Source organism: Leifsonia tongyongensis (assembly GCF_010686705.1).
In the GTDB taxonomy this organism is placed as follows: domain Bacteria; phylum Actinomycetota; class Actinomycetes; order Actinomycetales; family Microbacteriaceae; genus Diaminobutyricibacter; species Diaminobutyricibacter tongyongensis.
Genome location: NZ_JAAGWY010000003.1, coordinates 65,010 through 85,312, shown reverse-complemented (window position 1 = coordinate 85,312; position 20,303 = coordinate 65,010). Strand labels below are relative to the sequence as shown.

The following is a 20,303-nucleotide window of genomic DNA, read 5'->3' as shown; positions in this document are numbered from 1 at the left end:
ACGTCGCGCGCTGGGCGGCGCGCAGCTATAGTCTGAGAAAGCCGACAAGATTGTTCAAGCGCAATGCACATACGTGCAAGGAGGTTCAGATGGCTCAACCCGCGACGGACAACCTGCCGGAGAGGGTCAGGGATGCCCTCAAAGCCGGGCACCTGTACTACATGCAGGATCTCACCATGGAGGCGATCGCCCGTGAGATGCACACGTCGCGGTCCAGTGTCTCCCGGCTCCTCAGCTATGCGCGCGCATCCGGTCTCGTCACCATCCAGATCGCCACACCGAACGAGGGCGCCTCCCGGACCCAGCAGATCATCCACGATCGGTACGGCATCGCCACCCACATCGTTCCCGTGCCGGTGAACATCAGCGATGTCGACCGGCTGGAGCGCGTAGCCATCTCCGCTGCACGAATTCTCGACCGCTTCATCGACTCCAACATGACCGTCGGAATCGCCTGGGGCTCCACCATCAGCGCCCTCAGCCGCCATCTCATTCCGAAGGATCTCCACAACCTCGAATTCGTCCAGCTCAACGGCGCCGGCAACACGAACACCACCGGCGTGCTGTACGCCAGCGAGATCCTGCGCCGCTTCGGCGACGCCTTCGCCGGTACGATCCAGGAGTTTCCGGTGCCGGCGCTCTTCGACGACCCTCTGACGAAGCAGGCCATGTGGCGCGAGCGGAGCACCCGGCGCATCCTCGACATCCAGAGCCGGATGGAGGTGGCGATCTTCGGCCTCGGCTCCCCCTTCTCGGAGGTCCGCTCGCACGTCTACGCCGGCGGCTACCTCGAGGCGAGCGATTATGCGGCGCTCAACGAATCCGGCGTGGTCGGGGACGTGGCCACCGTCTTCTTCCGCGAGGACGGCAGCCACCACGGCATCCCCCTGAACGAGCGCGCAAGCGGTCCGGACATCGACCTGATCAAACGGGCCCCGCGGCGGGTGTGCGTCGTCTCCGGGCCCTCCAAGGTGCACAGCCTCCGCGGGGCCCTTGCGGCCGAGCTGATCACCGACCTGATCGTCGACGAGGGCACGGCCCGGGCGCTCGTCGCCGCGGCGGGAACCTGAGGCGCTATTCCGTCTCAGGGCGGGAATAGTCGGCGGCTCCACGCGTTGATCTACACTCAGAAGCAGTAACGTGCTCCGGGGTCGGTGAGAGTCCGAACCGGCGGTGATAGTCCGCGAGCGGGACGACGACGAAAAGCGTCGGCCTGCTGAGCCGGTGGAATTCCGGCACCGACGGTAATGGTTGCGTGCGAGAGATCGCCCGGAGCCTCAGTCCGGATGGGAGGCAGCACGAGCAGTGGAGCGCGCGAGCGATCCATCTGTGACGGTGGCGGCCGACGTCACCACCACCCCGGAGCGTCTCGAAACGAGAGATGGGATCCGGATGCCCGAGCCAGGCGGCTACGAAGCAGCGATGTCGCGCGCGCTCGAGCTCGCACACAACGGGCCCGCCACCGGCATCAATCCCCGTGTCGGCTGCGTGATCATCGCCGCGGACGGCTCGGTCGTCGCAGAGGGCTGGCACCGTGGTGTCGGGACTGCGCACGCCGAAGTCGACGCGCTCAGCAAGCTGCCCCACGGCGGAGCCCGGGGCACCACCGCCGTCGTCACCCTCGAACCCTGCAACCACACCGGCCACACCGGTCCGTGTTCGGTCGCCCTCATCGAAGCCGGTGTTGCGCGCGTCGTCTACGCCGTCAGCGACCCCGGCCACGCATCCGGCGGTGGCGCAGCGCGGCTGCGGGCCGCGGGCGTCGACGTGATCTCGGGTGTGCTCGCCGACGCCGTCGACGACTTCCTCGACGACTGGCTGACGGCCGCGCGCCTCGGCCGGCCGCACGTGACCGTCAAATGGGCCAGCAGCCTGGACGGGCGGATCGCCGCTGCGGACGGCACCAGCCAGTGGATCACCGGAACGGCGGCCCGCCAGCGCGTGCATGAGCAGCGAGAAGGCTCCGACGCCATTCTCGTGGGCACCGGCACCGTGCTGGCCGACGATCCGAGCCTCACGGCGCGCGGGGACGGCGGAGAGCTGCTCGCGGCCCAGCCGACCCCGGTGATCGTGGGAACCCGCAGCATCCCCTCCGACGCCGCAGTGTTCCGCCACCCCCGCCGGCCCATCCTGATCGCGACGCACGACGTCGCCGACGTGCTCCGCGACCTGCGCGCGCGCGGCTTTCGCCGGGCGTACGTCGAAGGAGGGCCCACCCTGGTGAGTGCGTTCGTCGCGGCCGGCCTCGTCGACGAATACCTCATCTATCTCGCTCCGTCGCTGATCGGCGGCGACAAGCTCGCGCTCGGCGACATCGGCGTTGCCACGATCGGCGAGCAGCGACGACTCGACATCGTCTCCGTCGAGCAACTCGGAGCCGACCTGCTCGTCACGGCACGGCCCCGGCGCGCCCCAGCATCCACCGTGAAAGAAGGAGTCTAGGCATGTTCACCGGCATCATCGAAGAACTCGGCGAGATCACCGCCGTCGACTGGGCGGACGACGCGGCACGCGTCACCGTCCGCGGGCCACTCGCCGTGACCGGCGCGCGACACGGCGACTCGATCTCGGTGAGCGGCGTCTGCCTGACGGTGATCGACCAGACCGACGAATCCTTCACCGCCGACGTGATGGCCGAGACGCTCGCGATGAGCACGCTGGACCGGGTCGAACCCGGGCGACGCGTGAATCTCGAACGCGCGGCACAGGTCGGGGACCGCCTCGGCGGCCACATCGTGCAGGGGCACATCGACGGCACGGCGACCGTGCTCTCGATCACCGACGGGAGTGCGTGGCGGGTGGTCCGGCTCAGCCTCGATGCCGAGCATGCGCCACTCGTCGTTCGCAAAGGCTCGATAGCGATCGACGGCGTCTCCCTCACCGTGAGTGCAGTAGGCGGCGGCCTCACCGACGGCTGGTTCGACGTGTCGCTCATCCCCGAGACCCTTCAGGCGACCACCCTCGGCGACCGCGTCGTGGGCGATCGCGTCAACATCGAAACCGACATCCTGGCCCGGCATGTGGAGCGCATGCTGAGCCTCGGCTACGCTGCGCCCGCGCTCGTGACCGAAACCACCAGTACGAGGAGCGAAGCATGAGTCTCGCCACCATCCCCCAGGCCCTCACCGAGCTGCGTGCCGGCAGGCCGATCATCGTCGCGGACAATGAGAGCCGCGAGAACGAGGGCGACGTGATCATCGCCGCCGAGCTCGCCAGCCAGGAGTGGATCGCCTGGACGGTGCGCAACTCGTCCGGGTTCATCTGCGCTCCGATGACGAACGAGATCGCCGACCGTCTCGACCTCCCGGTCATGGTGGCCAACAACGAGGATGCACGCGGCACGAACTACACGGTCAGCGTCGACGCCGCCGACAGGCTCAGCACCGGCATCAGCGCCGCCGACCGCGCACACACGCTGCGCGTGCTCTCCGACATCGAGTCGACGCCCGAAAGCCTGCACCGCCCCGGCCACATCCTGCCGCTCCGTGCCGTCGACGGCGGCGTGCGCGAACGTGACGGCCACACCGAGGCGGCGGTCGACCTGCTCAAGCTGGCTGGGCTCACCCCGGTCGCGGCGATCGCCGAGATCGTCGCGGACGACGGCGAGATGATGCGCCTTCCCGGGCTCATCGAGCTCGGCGAGCGCGATGGCGTGCTCGTGATCACCATCGAGGCACTGATCGCGTACCTGCAGGAATTCCACTGCGACCAGCAGCTGGCGTCGGTCACGCCGATCCCGGAGTCGTCGCGCGTGATCTTCGAGGTGGAGACGACCGTGCCGACCGAGCACGGACCGTTCACCATGCGTGCGTACCGCGACCGGATGACCGGCGCCGACCATGTCGCCATCGTCGCGGGTCGCCCCTCCAGCACGGGCACGCTCGTCCGGGTGCACTCCGAGTGCCTGACCGGCGAAGCGTTCGGCTCATTGAAATGCGAGTGCGGGCCCCAGCTGGATGCGGCCCTGGAGGTCATCCAGCGCGAGGGCGGGGTGGTCGTCTACCTGCGTGGCCACGAAGGCCGTGGGATCGGACTCATCAACAAGCTGCGCGCCTACCGTCTCCAGGAGGACGGCCTCGACACCCTCGATGCGAACCTCGCACTGGGCCTGCCGATCGACGCCCGCGACTACGGTGCGGCGACGGCCATCCTGCAGGACCTCGGCATCGAGTCGGTCCGCCTGCTGACCAACAACCCCGAGAAGGTGCGCCAGCTCGAAGAGCGCGGCATCGAGGTCACCGAGCGCGTGCCGCTCGTCGTCGGTGTCGGAGCCTTCAACGAGAGCTACCTCGAGACCAAGCGCGACCGGATGGGTCACTCGATCACGGACAGCCAGCTCGCAGACACCCTGCAGACGTCGGCGGAAGGGACAGCACGATGAGCGGAGCGGGGGCACCGGACGCCCTGGAGCCGATCGACGGGACGGGACTGACCGTCGTGGTCGTGGCCGGAACCTGGCACGAAGAGATCACCGATGGCCTCATCGCCGGGGCCGAGCGAGTGCTCACGGGGTCCGGTGCGACGTACTCGATCGTGCGTGTCCCCGGCAGCTTCGAGCTGCCGGTCGCGAGCAAGGCTGCGCTGGAGAACGGCGCGGATGCGGTGGTCGCCCTCGGCGTGATCATCCGTGGCGGCACACCCCACTTCGAGTACGTGAGCGCTGCGGCGACGGACGGGCTCACCCGCGTTGCCCTCGACACCGGCAGGCCGGTCGGCTTCGGCGTGCTCACCCTCGACGACGAGCAGCAGGGACTCGACCGCGCCGGGCTGCCCGGCTCGAAGGAGGACAAAGGGGCGGAGGCCGCGCACGCTGCGCTGGCGACCGCTGTCGTGTTGCGGGGGCTCGCCGCGCGCTAGCCACCGGTCATCGGCCGTAAGCCCGCCAGTTCGGTGCATGCCCGCCCGCTCGACGCGGGGGTGACGTACCGTACTGGCGGGCTTTCCTGTGGGGAGGTACGGTCGGGTCTTCTTTTATTAGCGAATCAGCTATATATTGTCTCCATGGCTACACAATTGGATGCGGCGTGGGATGCGCTCGCCGACCCGACCCGTCGGCGCATCGTCGAACTCCTCGTGAAGGAGCCGATGCGCGCCGGGGCCGTGGCCGACGCGTTTCCCGTCGCCGCGCCGACCATCAGCCGGCACCTGCGCGTCCTGCGCAAAGCCGGCCTCATCGAGGAGACCCGGGTCGACGACGACGCCCGGGTGAAGCTGTACCGACTCCGTCGCGAACCGTTCGGCGACCTGGGCGCCTGGCTCGACCAGGTGCAGGCGTTCTGGCGCGACCAGCTCGAAGCCTACGCGGCCGAAGTGGCCCGGCAGGCGGATGCGCAGGCGGATGCGGGCAGCAGGCACGAAGGGAAATCAAGATGAGCGAAGAACAGGCCACGAGCGACGCGAGTGCCGTCGCCCTGGCATCCATCATCGTCCGCGCCGACGAGAACACGGCCTTCCGCGTATTCACCGAGCAGATCGGCACGTGGTGGCGGCGCGGCACCCACTATTGGAACGACTCGGCGCGGGGCCTCCGCCTCGAATTCGAACCGGGCCTCGGCGGCGCGCTCCGGGAGGTGTACGACGAAGCCGGAGACGACGCCCTCGAGATCGGGCGCATAACCGACTGGGTCCCCGGCAAGCATCTGGCATACACCTGGCGCGAGGACGGCTGGGAGGACGGCACGTCGACGCAGGTCGACATCCGGTTCGAGCCGGTCGACGACGGCACACTCGTGACCGTCGTGCATTCCGGCTGGGATCGCGTCGGACACGGCGCCGACGGCTACGACCGGGGCTACGAGGAGGGCTGGAACGAACTTCTCGGCTGGTATGCGGATGCGGCCCGCGCCGTCAATGCCGACGCCTGATGTTCACCCACCTCGCCATCCACCATCCGCATCCGGAACATCGTGAAGCGCTGCGGGCATCCATGCAGCGCGTGGACGCGGCCGCGCGTGGTTCTGCCGGCCTGATCCGGATCGACGACTGGGCGGAGATCGACGGCGACCGGCTGGTCGGAATCGCGATCTGGGAATCACGCGCGGCGTTCGAGGCGGCAGCGGGCACGATCTTCGCTGCCGTCGCCGGTGACCCGTTCGACGTGTGGTGGGCGTCCCCGCCCGAAACGATCTACCTCGAGTCGGGGAGGCCCTAGTCCAGGCTCCGGCAGGGCAGCTCAGTCGAGGAACAGAGCGCGCAGCCGTCGCGTCGTGATGACCAGGCCGATAGCGATCATCACGACGAAGTAGAGGACGTGGAGAAGCATCCCCAGGTGAACGTCGCCGGTCGTCAGGCCGCGCACCAGGTCGACGCCCTGCCACAGCGGCATGGCCCTGATGATGACCTGGATCCAGTCCGGATAGACCGTGATCGGGTAGAACGTGGCCGACAGCAGGAACATCGGCAGCATGACGAAGTTGATCCAGTCCATCTGCTGGAAGGTCTTCATGTAACTGGTGATGCCCATCCCGAAGCTGGCGAAGCCGAACGCGATCAGCAGCACTGCGGGCAGCGCCAGGATCGCCCACCACGAGAGGTTGAGCCCGAGTACCTGCATCACCAGCATGAACCCGACCGCGTACAGCGCCCCGCGCAACAGCGCCAGCAGGATCTCGCCCAGCGCGACGTCGAGTGGACCGAGCGACGTGGAGAGCATCCCTTCGTAGAGCTTGGCGAAGTGCATCTTGAAGAAGACGTTCCAGGTGGAGTCGTACACCGCGCCGTTCATGGCGGCCGTCGCCAGGAGGGCCGGTGCGATGAAGGCCGCGTAGGGAATGGGCTGGCCGCTCGACGTCGTCACGTTGCCCACCATCGCGCCGAGACCGATGCCCAGCGAGAGCAGGTAGAAGATCGGCTCGAAGAAGCCGCTCACGACGACCAGCCAGTTGGTGCTCCGCGTCGCGAACCAGCCGCGCTGCATGACCGACGATGCGTTGCCGGCGTACAGCGAGCGCATCGGCCGCAGGTGCGGCACGGTGGCGATGAAGTCCGAATCGGTCGAGGTCACTTGTTCAACCTCCGTGCGGCGAGGCGCCGGGTCCACAGCCAGCCCACGACGAACAGCGCCGCGAGATAGAGCACGTGGAGCACCGTGAGCCAGATCGGCTCGGCAGCACCGTAGGAGAACACCCGGGCGAGCTCGGTGCCGTGCCAGAGCGGCGACAGCCAGCCGATCCACCGGAGGAACGGGGGCATGGCGCTGAGCGGGAAGAAGGTGCCAGAGAACAGCGTCATCGGCAGGAGGACGAAGCGCATCAGCATCGCGATCTGCCCGGTGTCCTGCTCGAGTGTCGAGACGTACGTCATCACGGGCGCGCCGAATGCGAGCCCCGTGAGCACCGCAACGAACACGGCAAGGAAGCCGATCGGCGAGGGAACCGCACCGAACAGCAGCATGAACACGAAGTAGAGCACCGAGGTGGCGAGCAGGCGCGCGGTCACGGAGATCACGACGCCGTCGATGATCTGCCCGGGAGCGATCGGCGCGGCGTTCATGCCGTAGAAGGTCGGGTTCCATTTGAAGCCGAGCATGATCGGGTAGGTGAATTCTTCGCTGGCGACGGTGACGGCAGCCGTGCACAGGAGGGCGGGCGCGACGAACTCGAGGTAGCTGACCCCGTCGACGGCCTGCGGCCCGAGGTTGTTGCTGACGAGGCTGCCGAGGCCGACTCCGATCGCGAACAGGTACAGGAACGGATTGCCGATGCCCGTGACGAGAACGGTCTGCAGGTAGGACCGCATAACGCGGAAGCGGTGCTCGGCCACGTACCACCCGCCGAAACGGCGTGGGCGGCCCGCGGCGAGCCGGGCACGGTCTTCGTCGCTGACAGAAGTGAGCGTCTCGGTCATTCGATCAGGCTCCGGCCGGTGAGGCGAAGGAAGACGTCTTCGAGGCTCGACCGCCGCACGAGGCTGGTGAGCGGGTGCAGCCCGCGCTCGGTGATCCTGACGAGCTCGGCTTCGCCGTCGGAACTGTAGACCAGGATGCGGTCGGGAAGCACCTCGATGCGCTCGCCCACTCCGCCGAGCTGCTCGGCGATCTCGATGTTCTTCTCCGACCCGAAGCGGACCTCGAGCACCTCGCGCGACGAATACTGCCGGATGAGCGCCGCCGGCGAACCTTCGGCCATGATGCGACCCTTGTCGACGACGACCAGGCGGTCGCAGAGCTGCTCGGCCTCATCCATGTAGTGCGTCGTGAGCACCAGTGTCGTGCCCTGCTCCTTGAGCCGGAACAGGCGGTCCCAGAGGATATGGCGCGCCTGCGGGTCGAGACCGGTCGTCGGTTCGTCGAGAAGCAGAATTCGGGGGTCGTTGATGAGTGCACGCGCGATGGTGAGACGCCGCTTCATGCCGCCCGAGAGGTCGTCGACCTTGGATTTCGCCTTGTCTTCGAGCTGGGCGAACGCGAGGAGTTCGTCGGCTCGCGCCTTCACCCGCGCGGTCGGGAGACCGAAATAGCGCCCGTAGACGATGAGGTTCTCGCGCACCCGCAGTTCCATGTCGAGATTGTCGGTCTGCGGCACGACACCCAGCTGTGAGCGGATCTCCGGACCGTACTTGTCGGGGTCGAGGCCCAGGATGCTCAGCTCGCCCTCGGTGCGCGACGAGACGGCACCGACCATCCGCATCGTCGTGGACTTGCCGGCGCCGTTGGGGCCGAGGAGCCCGAAAGACTCCCCCGGTGCGACCTCGAAACTGATCCCGTCGACGGCGGGAAAGCCCTTGTACTTCTTGACGAGGTTGGCTGCGGTGATGACGGGCGTTGGCACAATCCAAAACGATAGACCAGACCGCAGACAACGGCGGCGGCCGACCGGAAATACTCTCAGAAGTTCGCGATGCCCTTGCCGATGAGGACGACGCCGATGACGAGCAGCACTGTCGCCATGATGGCTGCGTTGTGCTGGACGAGCCAGACGCGCAGCCGTTCGAGGGGCGCGGCCATCTGCTTCGAGGCGATCAGATAGGCGATCACCGGCACGAGCACCGTGCTCGCGGCGATCACGACGAAGATCGCGCACACGATCACCGTCTGGCCGATCGCGAGCGTCGCCGATCCGATGGCGAGGCCGCCGGCCACCGCCAGCAGGAGGTTCTTGGGGTTGACCGCGGAAAGCAGGAAACCGAGCCCGAACCCCTGCCCGGCGTTCATCGAGTCGATCCCCTTCATCCAACCGGGCAGCGGAGGCTCCTGGCCGACGTGCGGTCGCTTGCGCCATTCCTGCACCGCCAGCAGGAGCAGCAGAACGCCGAGGACGATCTTGATCCACCCGGCGATCGGCTTCGCTGCGGACGGATCGCTGGCCGGGATGATCGACGAGAGCAGGGTGAACACGACCAGGGCGACGACGATTCCGGCGACCCAGCCGAGCAGGAAGCCGACGCTCGTCCCCTTCGCGCGCGGGGACAGGAGCATGAGGATGGCGGCGATGATCGGGATCGGACTGATCGCGATCCCGACCGCGCTCGGAAGGATTTCGCCGATGACACCATTCATGGACGCGCCCCAATCAGCTGGCTCTCTCCTGCGAACCTACACGCTGGTTACGGCGACCGGCCAGCACGAAGTACGGTCGAAGGTAGCGCCTCTGTCGCGCATCCGACCCGAACCAGACCGAAGAAGAACCATGACCAACGCACCAACCCAGCGCCGCCGTTTCGGGCGTCCCGCGAAAGACGAGGGACCGCGCGCGCGGTTCAGCCAGCTGCTTCCCTACCTGTTCGAGCACAAAGGCGTCCTCTCGGTCGTCGTGGTGCTGAGCATCCTCGGGGCCGCCGCGAGCCTCGCACAGCCTCTCCTCGTCGGCCAGGTGATCTCGAGCGTCCAGTCGCAGAAGCCTCTCGGTCCGCTCGTCTGGCTGCTCGTCATCCTCGTGATCGTCTCCGGGCTGATCTCCGGCTACCAGCACTACCTCCTCCAGCGGACCGGTGAAGGCGTCGTGCTCTCGTCGCGCCGGAGGCTCGTGGGGCGGATGCTCCGGCTCCCGATCAGCGAGTTCGACACGCGACGTACCGGCGACCTCGTCTCCCGCGTGGGTTCCGACACGACGCTGCTGCGGGCCGTGCTGACCCAGGGTCTCGTCGAAGCGATCGGCGGGGCGCTGACCTTCCTGGGTGCGCTGGTGGCGATGGCGATCATCGACCCGGTGCTCCTCGGGCTGACCGTGCTGGTGATCGCCGTGTCGATCATCGTCGTGGTGGGGCTTTCGGGGCGCATCCGGGTCGCCAGCCAGCGGGCGCAGACCAAGGTCGGCGACCTCGCCGCAGCGGTGGAGCGCGCGATCAGCTCGGTGCGCACCATCCGGGCCGCGAACGCGACCGATCGTGAGATCGCGGCCATCGACGCGGATGCGGTCGGCGCGTGGAAGATGGGGATCCAGGTCGCGAAGATCTCGGCCCTCGTCGTCCCGGTCGCGGGCATCGCGATGCAGGTGTCGTTCCTCGTCGTGCTCGGCGTCGGCGGCTTCCGTGTCGCGAGCGGCGCGATCACCGTCGCGAACCTGGTGACGTTCATCCTGTTCCTGTTCATGATGATCCTGCCGCTCGGCCAGGCGTTCGGCGCCGTCACGGCCGTCAACGCCGCGCTCGGCGCGCTGGGGCGCATCCAGGAGATCGTCGACCTGCCGGCCGAGGACCAGTTCGACCGCGAGCTGGCACCACTCGCCGTCACGGTGGGCGCGGCGAACGCGACGATGGCACCGGATGCGCCGGCCATCGCCTTCGTCGACGTGCACTTCGCCTACCCGGACACAGCGATCGCACCGAGCGAGCGGGAGGAACGGGAGCAGGATGCGGATGCCGCGCGCTCGAGGCGCGACGAGACCCGGCGGGATGCGGTCGAGGCGCTGGGCGGTGTCGACATCGTCGCCGAGGCGGAAGCGGCTGCGGGCCTCCCCCTGGACGCGCGCGAAGTCGATGAGATCCTGCCGCCGGGCGGGGTGCTTCGCGGGGTGAGCTTCGAGGCGCCGCGTGGAAAGCGCACCGCGCTCGTCGGGCCGTCCGGAGCGGGCAAGTCGACCATCCTCGCCCTGATCGAGCGCTTCTACGACCCCACCGATGGCGTCGTGCACTTCGGAGGCCTGGATGTGCGCACCCTCGACCGCACGACGCTCCGGTCGCAGATCGGCTATGTCGAACAGGACGCGCCGGTGCTCGCGGGCTCGCTGCGCGACAACCTGACGCTCGGGGCACCCGACGCGACCGACGCCGAATGCATCGACGTGCTCCACGCCGTGAACCTCACCGAGGTGCTCGAGCGCAACGAACTCGGGCTCTCAGCGCCGGTCGGGGAGGACGGGATCATGCTGTCCGGTGGCGAACGCCAGCGGCTCGCCATCGCCCGCGCGCTGCTGGCCGCGCCTCCGGTGCTGTTGCTCGACGAGTCGACGTCGAGCCTCGACGGCCGCAACGAGCAGCTCATGCGCGAGGCGATCGACGCCGTCGCCGAGGACCGCACCCTGATCGTCATCGCCCACCGGCTGTCGACGGTCGTCGACTCCGACCAGATCGTCGTCATCGACCACGGACAGGTCATCGGCACCGGAACCCATTCGGAGCTGGTCGTGACGACCCCCCTGTACCGCGACCTCGCCAAGCACCAGCTGCTCGTTTAGCGCCGCCCGCTGCACGCGCACTGCCGTCGAGCACAGGGTTGTTCTCGCTAAGAGCGTGTCTTTTCGGGAAGAACCCTGTGCTCGACGAAGGCGCAGCCGCGGAACGCTGAGCGGGTCGCGGCTGCTCGGCCCGCGGTCAGGCGCGGAGGTGGTAGCGGAGCGAGGCGAGCTCGGCGCGGAGGGCGGCCGGTACGCGTGCGCCGAACTGCTCGAAGTACTCTTCGGTCAGGTCGCACTCGTCGAGCCACGACCGCGAGTCCACCTCGAACAGCGCCTCGAGTGCGTCGTCGCTGATGTCGAGGCCGTCGAGATCGAGCTGCGACGGGACAGGAAGCCGTCCGATCGGGGTGTCCACCGCGGCAGCCTTACCTTCGATGCGACGGATGATCCACTCGATCACTCTCGAGTTCTCACCGAATCCCGGCCACAGGAACTCGCCGTCGGCGCCCTTGCGGAACCAGTTCACCTGGAAGATCTGCGGGGCGTCCGCGCCGAGACGGTCGCCGACGTGCAGCCAGTGCGCCCAGTAGTCGGCCATGTTGTAGCCGCAGAACGGCAGCATGGCGAACGGATCCCGACGCAGTTCGCCGACCGTCCCCTCGGCCGCCGCCGTCTTCTCGGACGAGATCGTCGCACCCATGAACACGCCGTGACGCCAGTCCCGCGCCTGTGCGACGAGGGGAACGTTGGTCGCGCGGCGCCCACCGAAGAGGATCGCATCGATGGGAACGCCGTCGAGGGCATCCCAGTCGTCGGCGATCGACGGGCACTGGGCTGCCGACACTGTGAAGCGTGAATTCGGATGCGCGGCAGGGCGCCCGGACCCGGGTGTCCAGTCGTTGCCCTCCCAGTCGATGAGGTGCTGCGGCGGCTCCGGAGTGAGCCCCTCCCACCAGACGTCGCCGTCGTCGCGAAGCGCGACATTGGTGAAGATCGTGTTGCCCCAGAGCGTGTCGACCGCGGTCGCGTTCGTCGTGATACCTGTGCCCGGCGCGACCCCGAAGAAGCCGGCCTCGGGGTTGATTGCACGCAGGCGGCCGTCGCGGTCGCGGCGCAGCCAGGCGATGTCGTCGCCGATGGTCTCGACCTTCCAGCCGGGGATCGTCGGGCGCAGCATGGCGAGATTCGTCTTGCCGCAGGCCGACGGGAAGGCAGCGGCGAGGTGGTACGCGCGCCCTTCGGGTGAGGTGACCTTGATGATGAGCATGTGCTCGGCCAGCCAGCCCTCATCGCGGGCCATCACCGAGGCGATCCGCAGCGCGAAGCACTTCTTGGCGAGCAGGGCGTTGCCGCCGTAGCCGGAGCCGTACGACCAGATCTCGCGGGTGTCGGGGAACTGCACGATGTACTTGGTCTCGTTGCACGGCCACACCACGTCGTCGTGCTGCACGCCGTCGTCGTCGATGAGGGGCGCCCCGACGCTGTGCACGGTGGCCACCCACGGGGTCCCCGCCTCGATCAGGTCGAGCACCGGGCGGCCGGTGCGCGTCATGATGCCCATGCTGACCACGACGTACGGCGAATCGGTGATCTCGACCCCGAGCTGCGAGATCGGGCCCCCGAGCGGCCCCATCGAGAACGGGACGACGTACATCGTGCGGCCCCGCATGCTGCCCGCGAAGACACCCTCGAGTTCGGAGCGCATCTCTGCCGGGTCGCGCCAGTTGTTGGTCGGGCCAGCGTCGTCGGGTTCGGTCGAACAGATGAAGGTGCGATCTTCGACGCGGGCCACGTCGCCTGCGTCGGTGCGGGCGAGGAAGCTGTTGGGGCGCCACTCCGGGTTCAGCCGGATGAGCTTGCCCTCGGCGACCAGCTGCTTCGTCAGCTGGTCGGCCTCGCGCATGGTGCCGTCGCACCAGACGATCTTGTCGGGCCGGGTGAGGCGCGCAATGCCGTCGACCCAGTCGCGAAGCGCCCGGTCGGTGGTCGCGGGGGTGGGATCTCCGCCGAGGTCTTCGTGGGTCCTGGGGAGCTCGGTGATCGTCATCGTGGGTCCTTTCACTGAAAAATTCCTCCGGTGATGCCAGTCTGAGTGAGAAAACGACCTTCTGATCCGGAAATCTTCTCGCAAGAATCGCAATTCTTTCGATAATGTGAAGAGATGGACACTGTCAGCGCCGACATCACGACACTCGGCCACCGCATCCGCCACTACCGGACCCAGCGCGGACTGACCCTCGACGACCTCGGCGAGGCCGCCGGCGTCGCGGGCAGCCAGCTCTCCCTGATCGAGAACGGCAAACGCGAGCCGCGGCTGTCGCTGCTCCAGGCGATCGCATCCGCTCTCGACGTCGAGCTCTCGGACCTCCTCAGCAGCGAGCCGCCGAATTCGCGCGCTGCGCTCGAGATCGAACTCGCCAGGGCACAACGCGGTTCGCTGTACGCATCACTCGGGCTGCCCCCCATCAAGCCGACGAAGGGGACTCCGACCGAGACGCTCGAGGCGATCGTCGGCCTGCACCGCGAGCTCGCGAAGCGCGCCAACCAGGCGATCGCGACACCGGAAGAGGCGCGGCGTGCGAACACGGAACTGCGTGAGCGGATGCGCGCCCAGAACAACTACATCCCCGAGATCGAAGAACTGGCCGAAGACCGCGTCCGCGCTGCCGGGCACACTCGAGGCGCCCTCACCCACCGCGAAGTGAGCGTGATGGCGGAGCAGCTGGGACTCCGCCTCATCTACGTCAACGACCTGCCGCACTCGGCGCGTTCGGTGACCGACCTCGCGAACGGACGCATCTACCTCCCGCCGGCGTCCATCCCGGGTGGCCACGGCCTGCGATCGATGGCGCTCCAGGCGATGGCGCACCGCCTGCTGCGGCACGAACCGCCCGAAAGCTACGCCGACTTCCTGCGACAGCGACTCGAGATCAACTACTTCGCGGCCTGCTGCCTGATGCCGCGCGATGCGGCCGTCGGGTTCCTCCAGGAACGCAAACGCGACAAAGACCTCGCCGTCGAAGACTTCCGCGACGCCTTCGGCGTCACCCATGAGGCGGCCGCCCTGCGGCTCACCAACCTGGCCACCAGCCACCTCGACATGACGCTGCACTTCCTGCGGGTCGGCGACGACGGGGCGCTCTACAAGGGCTACGAGAACGACGGCCTCCCCCTGCCGACCGATGTGACCGGAGCGATAGAGGGGCAGCTCGTGTGCCGGCAGTGGAGCGCCAGAAGCGCCTTCACGCACACCAACCGCACGACCGAGCTCTACCAGTACACGGACACGCCGGCCGGGACGTACTGGTGCGCGACACAGACGGGGACCACCTCGGCGGGCGGGTTCTCGATCAGTGTGGGCGTGCCGTTCGCGGAGGCGAAATGGTTCCGCGGGCGCGAGACGACGGTCCGCGCCGTGTCGCGCTGCCCCGACGAGTCGTGCTGCAAACGGCCCGCGCACGAGCTCGAGGAGCGCTGGTCGGGCAAAGCCTGGCCGAGTGCGAGGCTGCACGCGCACATCCTGTCGCCGCTGCCCTCGGGCAGCTTCCCCGGCGTCGACGACAACGAGGTCTACGCCTTCCTCGAGACGCACTCCGCCGAGTAGCGGGACCGCTGTCTCTGGCGCCGAGAATCACCGTCGGTGCCGAGTGTCGTCGTTCTGCCGGTTCACCTCGGCTGGAACGGCGATTCTCGGCCTTACTTCGGCTGCATCCGGATGGCGCCGTCGAGCCGGACGACCTCGCCGTTCAGCATGGGGTTCTCGACGATGTGCCGCACAAGGGCGGCGTACTCTGCCGGCCTGCCGAGACGCGACGGATGCGGCACCTGCGCCGCGAGCGAATCCTGTGCCGCTTGCGGCAGCCCCGCCATCATGGGGGTCTCGAAGATCCCCGGCGCGATCGTCATCACCCGCACGAGGTCTCGCGCCAGTTCACGCGCGATCGGAAGCGTCATCGCAGCAACGCCGCCCTTGGACGCCGAATAGGCCGGCTGCCCGATCTGGCCGTCGAACGCCGCGACGGACGCGGTGTTGACGATCACACCGCGCTCCTCCCCCACCGGCTCGGTCTTCACCATCGCCGCGGCCGCGAGCCGGATCACGTTGAACGTGCCGACGAGGTTCACCCGCACCACCCGCTCGAAGTGGGCGAGCGGAAGCACGCCATCCCGCCCGATCACTTTGCCGGGGGTCGCGATGCCCGCACAGTTGACGAGGATACGCAGCGGCGCCATTCCCGCCGCCTCATCCACGGCCGCCTGCACCTGCTGCTCGTCGGTGACATCCCCCGGCACGAACCGAGCGGTGGGGCCGAGTGCGACCGCCGCCTTCTCCCCTTCCGACGACGGCAGGTCGAGGATGACCACGGAGGCTCCGCCCGCCGTGAGCGCCTGGGCGGTTGCGTGGCCGAGCCCGGATGCGCCTCCGGTGACGATTGCCGAGCATCCCTCGATCTGCATGGGCGGTCCCTTCGTGTCGGCGAACGCTACAGGCGCTCGATGATGGTGGCGTTGGCGGTGCCGCCGCCCTCGCACATCGTCTGCAGTCCGAAACGACCGCGGGTCGCCTCGAGCTGGTTCACCAGCGTGGCGAGCAGGCGGGTGCCCGAGGATCCGAGTGCGTGGCCGAGCGCGATCGCCCCGCCGCGCGGGTTGAGACGTGCGGGGTCGGCTTCGAACTCGCGCTGCCAGAGCAGGGGTATCGGCGCGAATGCCTCGTTCACCTCGTAGGCGTCGATGTCGTCGACCGCCAGGCCGGTGCGTGCGAGCACCTTCTCCGTCGCAGGGACGATCCCCGTGAGCATGAGCAGCGGGTCGCTTCCGGCGACCCCGAACGAGTGGAAACGCGCCCGCGGGCGCAGCCCGAGCCGGTCGGCCATCGCCGCGCTCATGATCAGAGCGGCAGATGCACCGTCGGTCAGGGGCGAAGAGTTGCCTGGCGTGATCTTCCAGTCGATCTCGGGAAACCGCGCCGCGAGCTCGTCGGTGCGGAAGGAGGGCGCGAGCCCTGCGAGCCCTTCCAGCGACGTCGACGGGCGGATCGTCTCGTCGGCCGTGACGCCTCCGCTGTCCGGTGTGCCGACGGGCACGAGTTCGGAGTCGAACGCTCCGGATGCCGCCGCCTCCGCCGCCCGCGCGTGCGACCGCGCCGAGAACACGTCGAGCTCCTCCCTGCTGAACCCCCAGCGGGTGGCGATCAGCTCGGCCGACACGCCCTGCGCGACCAGGCCGTCCGGGTAGCGGCTCGCGAGAAGCGCACCCCCGGTCGATCGCCCGGCCTGGTTCGACAGCATCGGCACGCGGCTCATCGATTCGACGCCGCACGCGATGACCACGTCGTACGCCCCGGCGAGCACGCCCTGCGCGGCGAACGCGGCCGCCTGCTGGCTGGATCCGCACTGCCGGTCGACGGTGACGGCCGGCACCGAGTCGGGAAAGCCCGCGCTCAGCACGGCGGTCCGTGTGATGTTCGTCGACTGCTCGCCGACCTGGGTGACGCATCCGCCGATCACATCGTCGACGAGCGTGGGGTCGAGGTCGTTGCGCCGCACGAGCTCGCTGAGCACTCCGGCCAGCAGGTCGGCGGGATGGATGTCCGACAGGGCCCCACCCGGCTTGCCCCGCCCAGACGGAGTGCGGATGACGTCGACGATGACCGCATCGGTGGTGCTCATGCTTGCACGATACTCCGCAGGAGAGGTCCGAATCGGCGGCGGGGATTCACGCGGTCGCCGGGTCGGGGGTCAGCGTGTACTTCGTGTAGAGGTACTCGTGGATGCCCTCGAAACCGCCTTCGCGGCCCAGTCCCGACTGCTTCACGCCGCCGAACGGCGCGGCGGCATTCGAGACGACGCCGACGTTGAGGCCCATCATGCCCGTCTGGAGCGCCTCGATCATTCGCTGCCCGCGGGCGAGGTCTTTGGTGAACACGTAGCTCACGAGGCCGAACTCGGTATCGTTCGCGATGCGCACCGCCTCGGCCTCGTCGGTGAACCGCACGATCGAGAGCACGGGTCCGAAGATCTCCTCGCGCAGGATGTCGCTCCCGGCGGCCACGTCGGTGATCACGGTCGGTTCGAAGAAGTTGCCGTCCCCGTCGATCTCGTCGCCCCCGGTGAGGACACGAGCGCCGCGGGAGACAGCGTCGGTGACGAGCGCAAGCGCCTTGGCCACCGCATCCTCGTTGATCAGGGGGCCGATCGTGACGCCGTCCTCTGTGCCGCGGCCCACACGGAACCGGTTCACGCGCTCCGTCACCCGGCGCGCGAACTCGTCCGCGACGGTGTCCTGCACGATGAACCGGTTGGCCGCCGTGCACGCCTCGCCGATGTTGCGGAACTTGGCCAGCATCGCGCCGTCGACCGCCTTGTCCAGGTCGGCGTCATCGAACACCACGAACGGCGCGTTGCCGCCCAATTCCATCGACGTGCGGAGCACGTTCTTCGCGGACTGCTCGATGAGCCTGCGACCGACCTCGGTCGAACCGGTGAAACTCAGCTTGCGCAGGCGGGGGTCGGCGATGATCGGGGCCGAGACGGTACCGGAGGTCGAGGTGGTGATCACGTTGAGGACGCCGCCCGGAAGGCCCGCGTCTTCGAGCAGTTTCGCGAAGTACAGCGTGGTGAGCGGCGTGAGCTCGGCCGGCTTGATCACGACGGTGCAGCCTGCGGCGAGCGCCGGCGCGACCTTGCGGGTCGCCATTGCCAGCGGGAAGTTCCACGGGGTGATCAGGAAGCACGGCCCGACGGGATGCTGCGACACGATCATCCGCCCGGTCCCTTCCGGGTTCGTTCCGTAGCGCCCGGTGATGCGGACCGCTTCCTCGCTGAACCAGCGCAGGAACTCTCCGCCGTAGGTGACCTCGCCGTTCGCCTCCGCGAGCGGCTTGCCCATTTCGAGCGTCATCAGCAGGGCGAACTCGTCACGGCGCTCCTGCAGAAGGTCGAAGGCGCGACGGAGGATCTCACCCCGTGCGCGCGGGGCGGTGGCGGCCCACGCATCCGCCGCGTCGACCGCAGCGTCGAGTGCCCGCTTTCCGTCCTCGACCGACGCGTCGGCGATCGTCTTGATCGTCGCATCCGTCGCCGGATCGCCGACGTGAATGACGCGACCCGAGGTCCCGTCGACCCACTCGCCCCCGATGTACAGCTGGTTCGGCACTTTCGCCAGCAGTTCGTGCTCGCGCGCTTCGCTCATCGTTTCGGCTCCTTCGTCTCGACCATCTCCGAGCATAATCACGCTCACTTCCGCCGAGCACAGGAAAAGTCGGCGAATGGATGCGTGAGCGAGCTGGGTGGGTCAGTCGGTGCGGGCGAGGAAGTCGCGAACGCGGGCGCGGGCGGGCTCGCGGTCGTAGCTGTTGACCAGGGCGCCGGCCATGCGGACGGGATCGCCGAAGAAGAAGTACTCGTAGAGCGCCTGGCGGCTGGAGAAACCGGAGATCGACGCGTCGTAGGCGAGCTTGAACAGCTTCACCCGCTCAGGCCCCGTCAGCGTCTTGCCCTGCAGGTACAGCTCGATGTCCTCGAGAGCGTCGCTTGCGATGTCCGCCTCGCCGGGGAGGGCCATCAACCCGCTTGCACAGAATGTGCGGATGATCTGCGGGAAGCGCTGGGCCGTCTTCGGGTACCAGTTGCGGGCGGCGTTGAGCGTGCTCCACTTGGGCTGGAGCATCCCCCATTCGTTGGTCGCCGCATCCACTTCCGCAGCGCGCATCAGCGCTTTGCCGATCTCGACGTCGACGACCAGCTCGGCCAGCTGTTCCTGGATGTGCTGGAAACCGTCGATTCCGATCGAGGCCGCGATCTCGCTGGCGAGGCCGAGGAAGAACTCGCTCTTCGCGATGGTGCGCGTGACGACCTGGTGGGTCATCAGCGCGGCGGCGCCCGTCTCGGCGTAGAAGTTGTTGCACAGTTCGGGGTGGCCGAGCATGAAGATGCGCTCGTTGGGCACGAAGACGTTGTCGAAGATCGCGACCGCATCCATCTCCTCGAAGCGGGCCGCGAGCGGCTCGTCGAAGACGCTGCCCCCGTTGTGCAGCGAGGTGCGGCACAGGTAGCGCAGGCCGGGCGCGTCGTTCTGGATCGCGAACGCGTACGAGTACGGGGCGTCCTCGGGCGTACCGCGGAGCACCGTCGACGGGAACACGAGAAGCTCGTCGGCGATCGGAGCGATCGTGGCGAGCATGCGCGCACCGTGGATGACGATGCCGTCGGGCCGCTCCTCGACGATGCGCGCGGACAGCTGCCCGCCCATCTGCTCGCTCCCCGAGACCGAACGGTTCACCTGCGGCGGGATCAGCGTGTGGGTGGCCAGCAGGTCGTTCTCGCGCGCGTACTCATAGTAGTTGCGGATGTTCTCGCCGTACTTCGGGTCGGCTTGCGCGAACCACTTCTCGGCAGCGGAGAGCGCGGTGAGGGCGCTGTTCATGTAGTCGCCGGTGCGGCCGAGGAAGCCGTTGGTGTATTCCGCCCAGGTCTGGGTGGCGGCACGGCGGTGTTCGAGGTCGGCGAGCGTCTTCGGCACGAGGAACGAGGCGCCCACCCGGTCGCCGGTCGTCGGAGAGAGATAGGTCAGGGCGTCCTGGTGCGCCGGGTCGTGCTGCATGTCGAAGAGTTTCGCGTAGGTGCGCGCGACGTTGCGGAACGCCGGATGCTCGGCGACGTTCTCGCTCACCACCTCGCCGTCGATCGTGACGTGCGGTCGCATCGCGTTGAGCTTGTCGAGGTACTGCTGGCCGGTGCGGATTCCCAT

The 20,303-nt window shown here is 68.2% G+C and carries 19 protein-coding genes and 1 riboswitch; of the genes, 10 read left to right on the top strand and 9 right to left on the bottom strand.

What is annotated here, in order from left to right:
* Positions 1-89: 89 nt before the first annotated feature.
* The 8 genes from G3T36_RS13875 to G3T36_RS13840 all read left to right on the top strand — a co-directional run bounded on the left by G3T36_RS13875 (position 90) and on the right by G3T36_RS13840 (position 6,151).
* Positions 90-1,070, top strand: coding sequence for a sugar-binding transcriptional regulator (locus tag G3T36_RS13875; protein WP_163290416.1), 981 nt, complete (start codon positions 90-92; stop codon positions 1,068-1,070).
* 67 nt (positions 1,071-1,137) lie between these two features.
* Positions 1,138-1,303, top strand: a riboswitch (FMN riboswitch).
* Positions 1,304-1,392: 89 nt separating this feature from the next.
* Positions 1,393-2,442, top strand: coding sequence for a bifunctional diaminohydroxyphosphoribosylaminopyrimidine deaminase/5-amino-6-(5-phosphoribosylamino)uracil reductase RibD (gene ribD, locus G3T36_RS13870; protein ID WP_240148546.1), 1,050 nt, complete (start codon positions 1,393-1,395; stop codon positions 2,440-2,442).
* Between the two features lie 2 nt (positions 2,443-2,444).
* Positions 2,445-3,098, top strand: a complete 654-nt coding sequence (locus G3T36_RS13865) for a riboflavin synthase (protein ID WP_163290415.1) — start codon at positions 2,445-2,447, stop codon at positions 3,096-3,098.
* Positions 3,095-4,381 carry a GTP cyclohydrolase II gene (gene ribA, locus G3T36_RS13860; protein WP_163290414.1) on the top strand — a complete coding sequence of 429 codons (1,287 nt, stop codon included), beginning with the start codon at positions 3,095-3,097 and terminating at the stop codon, positions 4,379-4,381. The genes G3T36_RS13865 and ribA overlap by 4 nt, the downstream gene beginning before the upstream one ends.
* The gene (ribH, locus tag G3T36_RS13855; RefSeq protein WP_163290413.1) at positions 4,378-4,857 is read left to right on the top strand and encodes a 6,7-dimethyl-8-ribityllumazine synthase; all 480 of its coding nucleotides are present in this window, start codon (positions 4,378-4,380) and stop codon (positions 4,855-4,857) included. Before ribA ends, ribH begins: the two co-directional genes overlap by 4 nt.
* Positions 4,858-5,001: 144 nt before the next feature.
* The gene (locus tag G3T36_RS13850; RefSeq protein WP_163290412.1) at positions 5,002-5,373 is read left to right on the top strand and encodes an ArsR/SmtB family transcription factor; all 372 of its coding nucleotides are present in this window, start codon (positions 5,002-5,004) and stop codon (positions 5,371-5,373) included.
* On the top strand, positions 5,370-5,864 hold the full coding sequence (locus G3T36_RS13845; protein WP_163290411.1) for an SRPBCC domain-containing protein: 495 nt from the start codon (positions 5,370-5,372) through the stop codon (positions 5,862-5,864). The genes G3T36_RS13850 and G3T36_RS13845 overlap by 4 nt, the downstream gene beginning before the upstream one ends.
* Complete coding sequence (locus tag G3T36_RS13840) at positions 5,864-6,151, top strand: putative quinol monooxygenase (RefSeq protein ID WP_163290410.1); 288 nt, start codon at positions 5,864-5,866, stop codon at positions 6,149-6,151. Before G3T36_RS13845 ends, G3T36_RS13840 begins: the two co-directional genes overlap by 1 nt.
* 21 nt (positions 6,152-6,172) lie before the next feature.
* On the opposite strand, the gene G3T36_RS13835 is transcribed toward G3T36_RS13840, so the two are convergent.
* Genes G3T36_RS13835 through G3T36_RS13820 form a run of 4 tightly spaced genes read right to left on the bottom strand, consistent with a single transcriptional unit; the run spans position 6,173 to position 9,496 of the window.
* Positions 6,173-6,952, bottom strand: a complete 780-nt coding sequence (locus tag G3T36_RS13835; RefSeq protein WP_163290713.1) for an ABC transporter permease — start codon at positions 6,950-6,952, stop codon at positions 6,173-6,175.
* Between the two features lie 47 nt (positions 6,953-6,999).
* On the bottom strand, positions 7,000-7,845 hold the full coding sequence (locus G3T36_RS13830; protein ID WP_163290409.1) for an ABC transporter permease: 846 nt from the start codon (positions 7,843-7,845) through the stop codon (positions 7,000-7,002).
* Positions 7,842-8,768: an ATP-binding cassette domain-containing protein gene (locus tag G3T36_RS13825; RefSeq protein ID WP_163290408.1), complete on the bottom strand. Its 927-nt coding sequence runs from the start codon at positions 8,766-8,768 to the stop codon at positions 7,842-7,844. Before G3T36_RS13825 ends, G3T36_RS13830 begins: the two co-directional genes overlap by 4 nt.
* A gap of 56 nt (positions 8,769-8,824) precedes the next feature.
* Positions 8,825-9,496: a GAP family protein gene (locus G3T36_RS13820; protein ID WP_163290407.1), complete on the bottom strand. Its 672-nt coding sequence runs from the start codon at positions 9,494-9,496 to the stop codon at positions 8,825-8,827.
* Positions 9,497-9,626: 130 nt separating this feature from the next.
* Between G3T36_RS13820 and G3T36_RS13815 the strand changes: the two genes are divergently transcribed.
* On the top strand, positions 9,627-11,612 hold the full coding sequence (locus tag G3T36_RS13815; protein ID WP_163290406.1) for an ABC transporter ATP-binding protein: 1,986 nt from the start codon (positions 9,627-9,629) through the stop codon (positions 11,610-11,612).
* Positions 11,613-11,748: 136 nt separating this feature from the next.
* Here G3T36_RS13815 and G3T36_RS13810 read toward each other — a convergent pair whose 3' ends face one another.
* A complete protein-coding gene (locus G3T36_RS13810; RefSeq protein WP_163290405.1) occupies positions 11,749-13,599 on the bottom strand; it encodes a phosphoenolpyruvate carboxykinase (GTP) in 1,851 nt (616 codons plus the stop codon).
* A 114-nt stretch (positions 13,600-13,713) separates the two neighbouring features.
* On the opposite strand from G3T36_RS13810, the gene G3T36_RS13805 reads away from it, so the two are divergent.
* Positions 13,714-15,156, top strand: coding sequence for a helix-turn-helix domain-containing protein (locus G3T36_RS13805; RefSeq protein ID WP_163290404.1), 1,443 nt, complete (start codon positions 13,714-13,716; stop codon positions 15,154-15,156).
* 92 nt (positions 15,157-15,248) lie between these two features.
* On the opposite strand, the gene G3T36_RS13800 is transcribed toward G3T36_RS13805, so the two are convergent.
* The 4 genes from G3T36_RS13800 to hpaB all read right to left on the bottom strand — a co-directional run bounded on the left by G3T36_RS13800 (position 15,249) and on the right by hpaB (position 20,303).
* Entirely contained in the window at positions 15,249-16,010 is a 762-nt protein-coding gene (locus tag G3T36_RS13800; protein ID WP_163290403.1) for a 3-hydroxyacyl-CoA dehydrogenase, read from the bottom strand.
* Positions 16,011-16,036: 26 nt separating this feature from the next.
* A complete protein-coding gene (locus G3T36_RS13795) occupies positions 16,037-17,224 on the bottom strand; it encodes a thiolase family protein (RefSeq protein ID WP_163290402.1) in 1,188 nt (395 codons plus the stop codon).
* A gap of 46 nt (positions 17,225-17,270) precedes the next feature.
* A complete protein-coding gene (locus tag G3T36_RS13790; RefSeq protein ID WP_163290401.1) occupies positions 17,271-18,746 on the bottom strand; it encodes an NAD-dependent succinate-semialdehyde dehydrogenase in 1,476 nt (491 codons plus the stop codon).
* Between the two features lie 102 nt (positions 18,747-18,848).
* A complete protein-coding gene (hpaB, locus tag G3T36_RS13785; protein WP_163290400.1) occupies positions 18,849-20,303 on the bottom strand; it encodes a 4-hydroxyphenylacetate 3-monooxygenase, oxygenase component in 1,455 nt (484 codons plus the stop codon).

Bases quoted from the DNA above. Each gene is read 5' to 3' on its own strand.
- G3T36_RS13810 (WP_163290405.1), bottom strand. From the start codon at position 13,599: ATGACGATCACCGAGCTCCCCAGGACCCACGAAGACCTCGGCGGAGAT.
- G3T36_RS13815 (WP_163290406.1), top strand. From the start codon at position 9,627: ATGACCAACGCACCAACCCAGCGCCGCCGTTTCGGGCGTCCCGCGAAA.
- G3T36_RS13820 (WP_163290407.1), bottom strand. From the start codon at position 9,496: ATGAATGGTGTCATCGGCGAAATCCTTCCGAGCGCGGTCGGGATCGCG.
- G3T36_RS13805 (WP_163290404.1), top strand. From the start codon at position 13,714: ATGGACACTGTCAGCGCCGACATCACGACACTCGGCCACCGCATCCGC.
- G3T36_RS13800 (WP_163290403.1), bottom strand. From the start codon at position 16,010: ATGCAGATCGAGGGATGCTCGGCAATCGTCACCGGAGGCGCATCCGGG.
- hpaB (WP_163290400.1), bottom strand. From the start codon at position 20,303: ATGGGAATCCGCACCGGCCAGCAGTACCTCGACAAGCTCAACGCGATG.
- G3T36_RS13845 (WP_163290411.1), top strand. From the start codon at position 5,370: ATGAGCGAAGAACAGGCCACGAGCGACGCGAGTGCCGTCGCCCTGGCA.
- G3T36_RS13830 (WP_163290409.1), bottom strand. From the start codon at position 7,845: ATGACCGAGACGCTCACTTCTGTCAGCGACGAAGACCGTGCCCGGCTC.
- G3T36_RS13850 (WP_163290412.1), top strand. From the start codon at position 5,002: ATGGCTACACAATTGGATGCGGCGTGGGATGCGCTCGCCGACCCGACC.
- G3T36_RS13835 (WP_163290713.1), bottom strand. From the start codon at position 6,952: ATGCGCTCGCTGTACGCCGGCAACGCATCGTCGGTCATGCAGCGCGGC.
- G3T36_RS13875 (WP_163290416.1), top strand. From the start codon at position 90: ATGGCTCAACCCGCGACGGACAACCTGCCGGAGAGGGTCAGGGATGCC.
- G3T36_RS13840 (WP_163290410.1), top strand. From the start codon at position 5,864: ATGTTCACCCACCTCGCCATCCACCATCCGCATCCGGAACATCGTGAA.
- G3T36_RS13795 (WP_163290402.1), bottom strand. From the start codon at position 17,224: ATGAGCACCACCGATGCGGTCATCGTCGACGTCATCCGCACTCCGTCT.
- G3T36_RS13790 (WP_163290401.1), bottom strand. From the start codon at position 18,746: ATGAGCGAAGCGCGCGAGCACGAACTGCTGGCGAAAGTGCCGAACCAG.
- G3T36_RS13865 (WP_163290415.1), top strand. From the start codon at position 2,445: ATGTTCACCGGCATCATCGAAGAACTCGGCGAGATCACCGCCGTCGAC.
- ribH (WP_163290413.1), top strand. From the start codon at position 4,378: ATGAGCGGAGCGGGGGCACCGGACGCCCTGGAGCCGATCGACGGGACG.
- ribD (WP_240148546.1), top strand. From the start codon at position 1,393: ATGCCCGAGCCAGGCGGCTACGAAGCAGCGATGTCGCGCGCGCTCGAG.
- ribA (WP_163290414.1), top strand. From the start codon at position 3,095: ATGAGTCTCGCCACCATCCCCCAGGCCCTCACCGAGCTGCGTGCCGGC.